Annotated in this window: 7 protein-coding genes and 2 pseudogenes; 3 read left to right on the top strand and 6 right to left on the bottom strand. The window is 69.9% G+C overall.

Annotation, left to right across the window (positions count from 1 at the left end; translation table 11 throughout):
* Positions 1 to 195: 195 nt before the first annotated feature.
* The 3 genes from ACLBYG_RS31235 to ACLBYG_RS31225 all read right to left on the bottom strand — a co-directional run bounded on the left by ACLBYG_RS31235 (position 196) and on the right by ACLBYG_RS31225 (position 2,639).
* A complete protein-coding gene (locus ACLBYG_RS31235) occupies positions 196 to 1,101 on the bottom strand; it encodes an NAD(P)/FAD-dependent oxidoreductase (RefSeq protein ID WP_447684040.1) in 906 nt (301 codons plus the stop codon).
* On the bottom strand, positions 1,091 to 1,555 hold the full coding sequence (locus ACLBYG_RS31230) for an RrF2 family transcriptional regulator (RefSeq protein WP_447684039.1): 465 nt from the start codon (positions 1,553 to 1,555) through the stop codon (positions 1,091 to 1,093). The genes ACLBYG_RS31235 and ACLBYG_RS31230 overlap by 11 nt, the downstream gene beginning before the upstream one ends.
* A 229-nt stretch (positions 1,556 to 1,784) precedes the next feature.
* Positions 1,785 to 2,639, bottom strand: coding sequence for a helix-turn-helix transcriptional regulator (locus tag ACLBYG_RS31225; protein ID WP_447684038.1), 855 nt, complete (start codon positions 2,637 to 2,639; stop codon positions 1,785 to 1,787).
* A gap of 99 nt (positions 2,640 to 2,738) precedes the next feature.
* Here ACLBYG_RS31225 and ACLBYG_RS31220 point away from each other — a divergent pair, with 99 nt between their 5' ends.
* Positions 2,739 to 3,641: an SDR family oxidoreductase gene (locus ACLBYG_RS31220; protein WP_447684037.1), complete on the top strand. Its 903-nt coding sequence runs from the start codon at positions 2,739 to 2,741 to the stop codon at positions 3,639 to 3,641.
* Positions 3,642 to 3,680: 39 nt separating this feature from the next.
* Here the strand turns inward: ACLBYG_RS31220 and ACLBYG_RS31215 are convergent, their stop codons facing one another.
* The gene (locus ACLBYG_RS31215; RefSeq protein ID WP_447684036.1) at positions 3,681 to 4,562 is read right to left on the bottom strand and encodes an alpha/beta fold hydrolase; all 882 of its coding nucleotides are present in this window, start codon (positions 4,560 to 4,562) and stop codon (positions 3,681 to 3,683) included.
* Positions 4,563 to 4,643: 81 nt separating this feature from the next.
* Entirely contained in the window at positions 4,644 to 5,573 is a 930-nt protein-coding gene (locus tag ACLBYG_RS31210) for an alpha/beta fold hydrolase (protein ID WP_447684035.1), read from the bottom strand.
* 172 nt (positions 5,574 to 5,745) lie between these two features.
* Between ACLBYG_RS31210 and ACLBYG_RS31205 the strand changes: the two genes are divergently transcribed.
* Positions 5,746 to 6,273: a TetR/AcrR family transcriptional regulator gene (locus ACLBYG_RS31205; RefSeq protein WP_447684034.1), complete on the top strand. Its 528-nt coding sequence runs from the start codon at positions 5,746 to 5,748 to the stop codon at positions 6,271 to 6,273.
* A gap of 34 nt (positions 6,274 to 6,307) precedes the next feature.
* On the opposite strand, the pseudogene ACLBYG_RS31200 reads toward ACLBYG_RS31205, so the two are convergent.
* A pseudogene (locus ACLBYG_RS31200) lies at positions 6,308 to 6,562 on the bottom strand (LysR substrate-binding domain-containing protein); the annotation flags it as partial.
* A gap of 328 nt (positions 6,563 to 6,890) precedes the next feature.
* Between ACLBYG_RS31200 and ACLBYG_RS31195 the strand changes: the two are divergent.
* A pseudogene (locus tag ACLBYG_RS31195) lies at positions 6,891 to 7,034 on the top strand (DUF983 domain-containing protein); the annotation flags it as partial.
* Positions 7,035 to 7,045 lie beyond the last annotated feature (11 nt).

Genomic DNA, 7,045 nt, shown 5'->3' with positions numbered 1-7,045 from the left:
TAAGCCGTCCCCCGCTTTCGACCCACCCTGGTCATTCAGAGGGCCATGTAAGCGAGGCTGGACCCATCTGTCAGCGGAACATCCGCTGCCGAGCCGACAAGTCGGGAAATTGGACGGTAACCTCGCGGACCACCACGGCCGTTCACAGACTCTCGGTCGACGCACCGAAGTCGACGCGACGTTCGTCGGGCACGATCAGGCAGCCAAGCTCGCTAGAGCGAGGGACTGGTGGACGGAGACACCCGCCGTGACCCCGTCCGCCACGGCCCAGCTCACGCTGTGGGGCGCCCGTGCGACGTCGCCGGCCGCGTACACCCCCGCCACCGTCGTCATCTTGGTGGCCTCGGTGCGGATGACCGAACCGAAAGGGCCGTCGTCGAACGCGCAGCCGAGCCGTTCCGCCAGCGGGCTGTTCATGCGCGTCCGTGGGGCGAGGTACAGGGCGTCGAGAGGCGCCGTGCGGCCGTCTTCGAGCAACAAGCCGGATAGCGACCCGCCCTCGCCGACGAGGGCCGCAACGCCGGCAGGCTCGATCTCGACGCCACGGCTCCCGAGCCGGGCGCATGTCGCCTCGTCGGGCGTATCGCCGCCGTTCAGGTAGAATGTCGTCGGCCCCCAATCGGCGATCAACAGGGCTTGATGAGCGGACAGCGGGGACACGGCCAGAACGCCGAGCTTACGGTCGGCGAACTCGTAGCCATGGCAGTATGGGCAATGGAGGACGCTCCTGCCCCATCGCTCAGCCAAGCCGGGAATTTTGGGAAGAACATCCGAGATGCCGTAGGCTAGGACGAGGCGGGCCGCATCCAGGGTCTGCCCGCTCGCGAGGGTAACGGTGAACGTCCGTCCCGCGCGGGCGTCGACCGCCTCCGCTTGCATGATGGTCGCCTGCGGGTAGGCGGCTAGCTGGCCGCGAGCCTGCGCGAGCATTGTCCGCGGATCGCTGCCGTCCTGGCCGAGGAAGCCGTGGGAGGCCGCGGCGAACCGGTTGCGCGGGCTGCCCGCGTCGATCACGCAGACCGAGCGCCGTCCGCGGGCGATGTAGGTGGCCGCCGCCAAGCCGGCGAAGCTGCCTCCCACGACGATGACGTCAAACGGCATGGGCTTGCTCCAAGGTCAGGGTGCCGCCGCGCGCGGCGAGGCGGGCGTGGAAGTCGGCGCTGAGCGCGGCGAGGGTGACGCCGCCGAAGCGTTCCAGAAGCACCCGCTCGGCCTCTCGGAAGCCGTCGTCCAACGCCGCGTTCACGGCCTGCTCAACGAGGCAGCCGGGCGCCTCGGTGCGGTTGCCGATGGCGAACAGGCCGGGTGAACCGAGCGCGACGTGGATGTCGAGAAGGGTGATTTCGGCCAAGTCGCGCGCGATGGTCCAGCCGCCGCCGTGCCCGCGCCCGGACCTGACAAACCCTGCCTCCCGAAGCCCTGCCATGGTCCGACGCACGACCGCCGGATTGGTTTGCATGGCGGCGGCGAGCGCCTGGGAGGTGAGCGGTCGGGGTTCCTCCGCCATGTGCAGCAGCACGTGCAGGATGCCGGAAAGGCGGCTATCTCGTTTCATGTATCAATTGATGCTACGTAACGGAGTGAAGGTCAACCCGCCTGGATGCTCGTCACCGACAGAGACGCGACGGGGGCTGGCGCGGCCGTTCGCAGCCCGGAAGGCTGATACGCACTGGGAGGCTTCGTCCAAAAAGGCGGAGCGAGCCCGTCTCAGGTAACAGACGGGAGGAACGCTTCGATGTGGTTGGCGCTTCCGGAGCGTTCAGGCGCCGATGCCGACCGCGCGATTACCGCGACGGGTCTGAGTGGTTGCCGTCGCCAGGCTGGGCATCGATCAGCCTGCGGATCTGCCCCCTGATGAACGGCGTAGTGGGGTTGTAGACGATCAGGCCGAGGTCGGGGCGACCGTCGACTGCGAAGGAGGAATATTCAAGCTCGATGGCGCCGAGGATCGGGTGCTTCAGTCGCTTGGTCCCCTCGCCGTGATGGTGCACCTCGTGCTCGCGCCACAGCGCCGCGAAGTCCTCGCTCGTCCGGCACAGTTCCTCGACCAGCGCGCCGACCTCGGACGCCGCACCGGCGCGGGCCGCATCCGCGCGGAACGCCGCGACCACGTAGCGGGCCACGCTGTCCCAGTCATGCTGGATCGCGCGCACCTGGCTGGAGCCGAACATGCGGCGCAGAATGTTGCGCTCGCCCGGGGGGACCAAGTCCCAGTCGGTCAGAACGACGGCTGCCGCCCGGTTCCACGCGACGACGTCCCAGGTGGCGGTCTTGATCAGCGCAGGGCTGGTCTCCAGCGTGTCGAGCAGCCGTTGCAGCCGGGGCGTGACCCCCTTGCCGACCGCGTAGCGGACCTCTGGCGGGCGCCCGAGACCGAGCATGAAGAGGTGCTCGCGTTCGGCGTCGGTCAGCATCAACCCGGCGGCGATGCGGTTCAGCACGTCCGCGGACGGGGCGCCGCCGCGCCCCTGCTCCAGCCACGTGTACCACGTCGCGCTGATGTTCGAGCGCTGCGCGACCTCCTCCCGCCGGAGGCCGGGCGTCCGCCTGCGGCCGGAAAACCCGAACGACGACGGGTCGAGCTTCGCCCGCCTGTCCCGCAAGTAGGCGCCGAGGGGGTTCTCCGAGCCGGCCGGCATGGCGATCCTGTGAGAGATTATACCCTGATACGGTCACGTATTTTACGGTGACGTCACCTGCGGGAAAGTGGGCCTTCCACACAACGTGGACAGTCATCCATGCGTGTATTTCTCACTGGCGCCACCGGCTTCATTGGCTCGGCGCTCATTTCCGAGCTCCTCGCCGCCGGGCACCAAGTGATCGGGCTGACCCGGTCCGAGGCCGGCGCGGCGGCGCTCCGCGCGGCGGGGGTCGAGCCGCACAGGGGAGACCTGACGGACCCCAGCAGCCTGCGCGACGGAGCCGCCCGGGCCGACGGCGTGATCCACGCCGCGTTCGATCACGACGACTTCTCGGACTTCGTCGCCAACTGCGAGAAGGACCGGCGAGCCATCGAGGCCCTGGGCTCCGCGCTCAAGGGTTCGGACCGGCCCCTGCTGATCACGTCCGGCGTGGCGATGGGCTGCCCGGCACCCGGCCAGCCGGCCACTGAGGACGTCTTCGACCGGGACCACCCGAACCCCCGCGTCGCCTCCGAGCGGGCGGGTGCGGCTTTGCTGGACGCGGGCGTCAACGTGTCGGTCATGCGGCTCCCGCAGGTGCACGACACCGTCAAGCAAGGCCTCGTGACCTACCTCGTGTCCCATGCAAGGGCCAAGGGCGTCTCCGCCTATGTCGGCGACGGCGCGAACCGCTGGGCGGCGGGACCGAGGCGCGACGTCGCCCGCCTCTACGTGCTGGCCCTGGAGCGTGCCGAGGCGGGGGCGCGGTACCATGCCGTCTCCGAGGAGGGCGTCTCGCTCCGGGCCATCGCGGAGGCCGTCGGCAGGGGCCTGGGGGTCCAGGCGGTCTCCGTCGCACCCGAGGCGGCCGCCGAGCATTTCGGATGGCTGGCAGGGTTTGCCGGGGCCGATATGACGGCGTCGAGCGCACTGACGCGGTCACGGCTCGGCTGGCAGCCGAACGGCGGGGGCCTGATCGCCGATCTCGACGCGATGGACTACGCCCGCGGTGCGGCGTGAGGGGCCAGCGTCCGCCCGCGCTTGGCGGGTGGGACGACCTCAACGGGTGTCTTGCGCGGGAGGGATGGCATCCTTGTCCGGACTCCCGGCCATGAATGCGACCAGGGCCGAGGCCACCTCGTCCGGTCGGTCCTCCGGCTGGAGGTGGCCGCCCGTGGTCGTGACGGTGGTGACGTCGTCGGCCCAGGCGGCCCAGGCATCCCGCGGGCGCCCCCCGCTCCCGTCGGCACAGGGCCAGAGCACCAGGACGGGGCAGTCGAGCTTGCGCCCCGCCGCATGATCGGCGTCGTCGTGCGCCGCATCCTCGTCCAGGGCGGACCGGTAGTCCTCGCACATCGCATGTCGGACTGCCGGGTCGCGGAACGCCGCCCGGTAGGCTTCCCGGGCGGGAGGCTCGATCACGGCGTCCCCGTCCGCGCCCATCACGGAAAAGGCTTGATCGATGAAGGCGTCGGGAGCGGCGGCCAGCATCCGCTCGGGCAGGTCGGCGTCCTGCGCCAGCATGAACCAGTGGAAGCTCCTCCGTGCGAACCGGTGGTCGACCGCGGCCAGCGCGTCACGGGTCGGCACGACCGCGAGCGAGGCGAAGCGCGTCACGACACCGGGATGATCGAGCACCAAGCGGTAACCGGCCCGCGCCCCGCGGTCGTGCCCGGCCAGGGCGAAGCGGTCATGGCCCAGCGCCCGCATGAGGTGGACCAGCGCCGCCGCGACCCGTCGCTTGGTCCAACGCGGCGCGCTCACGCGCTGCAGGCTCGCGCCGTACCCGGGCAGGTCCGGGACGACGACGGTGTGACGGTGCGCCAGCACCGGCACCACTTTGCGCCAGGCGACGTGCGTCTGCGGGTAGCCGTGCAGCAAGAGGAGCGGCGGTCCCGAACCACCGAGCACGCCGCCGAAGCGGACGCCACCCGCTTCCACGTCCAGCGTTCGAAGACCCGGAAAGAACGCCGGGCCAGGTGAAGGGGGAATGGTGTCGGGCTCACGCGGCACGGTCACGCGTCAGCTCCTGTTTGCCTCGGCCACGAAGGCCGCCAGTTCGCGCGAGAACCGTACGGGCTCCTCGTGGAACGGGCTGTGCCCGCTCTCGGCGTAGACGGACAGGCGGCTCTGCGGCTTGAGGGAGCGGACATGCTCGGCCATCGCCTGGCGCACGAGCCTGTCGTGGGCGCCATGCGTCAGAAGGATCGGACCATCGTAGGCCGCGAAGGCCGGCCCGAGGTCCGTGGTCGAAGTCCGTACGAAGCCCTCGTTCGCAGCGCGTGCCGTCATGCCGTTGACCACGAGCATCCGCCGGAGCTCGACGCCTGTCGGTGGCCGGTGGAAACAGGCGGCGAGGAAATCGGTCGTCGCGGCGACGCGCGTCGGGAGGTGGTGCGAGGTCGCGCTTCCCGTGAAGTCGCCTGCGAGCGGGGTGAGCAGGTCGGGCGCTAGCTTGGTCACGGCATCGACGAGGTTGACCCCGGCGATGCGCGAACCGCCGTACTTGCGCAGGTACGCTCCCGCCACGTAGCCGCCGAGCGACCAGCCGACGAGGACGGGTCGGCGCAACTTGGCCGCATCTATCACGGCCGCGACGTCGTCCGCCCAGCGGTCGGCGTCGGAGTAGGCCTCCAGGGCGATCGGCTTGTCGGAATCGCCGTGGCCACGCAGGTCGAAGCGGACCAGTCGAAGGCCCGAGAGCGCCGGGTCGTCGAACTGCTTGTCCCAACTGAGCCGGCTTTGGCGCAGCCCGTGGATGAACAGGATCTCCGGCGCACCGTGATCACCCTTGGCTTCGCCTGCTAGCACGGTGCCGTCCGGCGAGCGGGCCGAGAAGGTCTCGCGTGCATCAGCGGAAGCGGTGGACGCACCCGCGCCGGTCGACGAAGACGGCCCGGCAACTGCAAACCTCTGCTGCATCATTCCTACGCCGACGGCGGCTGCGGTCACGAAGTGGCGTCGCGTGGGATACATGGGCTCGCTCCGTTGTTTAACGTTCACTAGCAAACCGCGCTTGACGCGTCCTGTCAAGCGTAGTTTAGTGTTCGTTATGGAACATGACCTGAGACCGCGTGGTGGCCGGCCGTGGAGCTTCGACCGGCACGCGGCCGTCGAGACCGCGATGCGGCTGTTCTGGCGCCACGGGTACGAGGGTGTCTCGGTCGGTGACCTGACGAAGGCAATCGGCGTGGCGCCCCCGAGCCTGTACGCCGCCTTCGGCAGCAAGGCGGGCCTCTATCTGCAGGCGTTGGCACGCTACGAAGAAGAATACGGCGGCCTCGACCTCGCGGCCATCGGGTCCGCTTCGTCGTTGCCGGACGCCGTGAGGACGCTGCTCGAAGGGGCCGTGGCCGCCGTCACGCGGAGGGAGGACGTGCGCGGCTGCATGATCTCAAGCGGGCTGGTCGCCTGTCATCCGGACCATGCCGAACTGGCGCGCGATGCGGCTGCGCGGCGCGAGGCGCTGCGTAGCCGCATCGCGAAGGCGCTGTCACCGTTTGCCTCGGACGATGAGGTGCGGCGGGTGGCGAGGCACGTGGCCGCGGTGATGCAGGGGATCTCGATCCAGGCGCGGGACGGCGTCGCATCGTCGGAGTTGCAGGGGATCGTCGAGGACGTCGTTGCCGGCATCGCCGCCCGCAACGCTTGAACGAGGCGGGCCTGGATATCACGAACCGCTCCGTCCGCAGGCACGCCGCCCGGATGGCTCCGGCAGCCGACGCCTCGGGGTGGCCGGCCGGCAGGGCGACGCAGAAGTCGTCCTCGGCCAGCACGTGCCGCCGCAGGCCCGGTGGCAGGTCCATGGGTAGCCGGACGAGGCCGACGTCGAGGGAACCGGCCTCCAGCATGGCCGGCACGTCGGGCATCGGCAACTCCCGCGCCACGGTCTCGACGTCGGGATGCGAGGCCCGGAAGCCCACGATCAGGTCCTGGAGCACCCCGGCATAGACGGCGGAGCCGACGTACCCGACCTCGATGCGGCCGATCTCGCCGCGCCCGGCCCGACGTCCGACGCTCTCCGCGCGCTCGAAGCGGTCGAGCACCGCGCGCGCTTCGACCAGGAACGCCTTCCCCGGCCGGCGTCAGCGCCACCGTGCGGTTCGAGCGCGCGAACACCCTCATCGCGCGTTGGGCTACCGCTCGCCGCGAGAGTTTATCAGCCGATTAACCCAGGAGCCCGTGTCCGGTCTTTAAGGGGCAACAACAGTAAGCGGCATGTCCGCCCTAAGGCTTGAGATGTGGGACAGCGAACATTAGGCGCCGTAACTGCTGCTGCTTGCCTGCGTGCCGCTCATCCGGCCGTTGAAGGGGCTCTTTATCGCTAGCCAGTACCGCCACAAAGCCGAAGAAGGCCGCTTCGCGGTAACGAAGGCCGCAACCCCACGTGCTGCATCCGACCGCCTCGCCTAAAACGGCGAGGG

It is taken from the genome of Methylobacterium sp. D53M (genome assembly GCF_053345625.1).
Note: the sequence above shows the minus strand (reverse complement) of the source record. Positions and strands in the feature narration are given on the sequence as shown.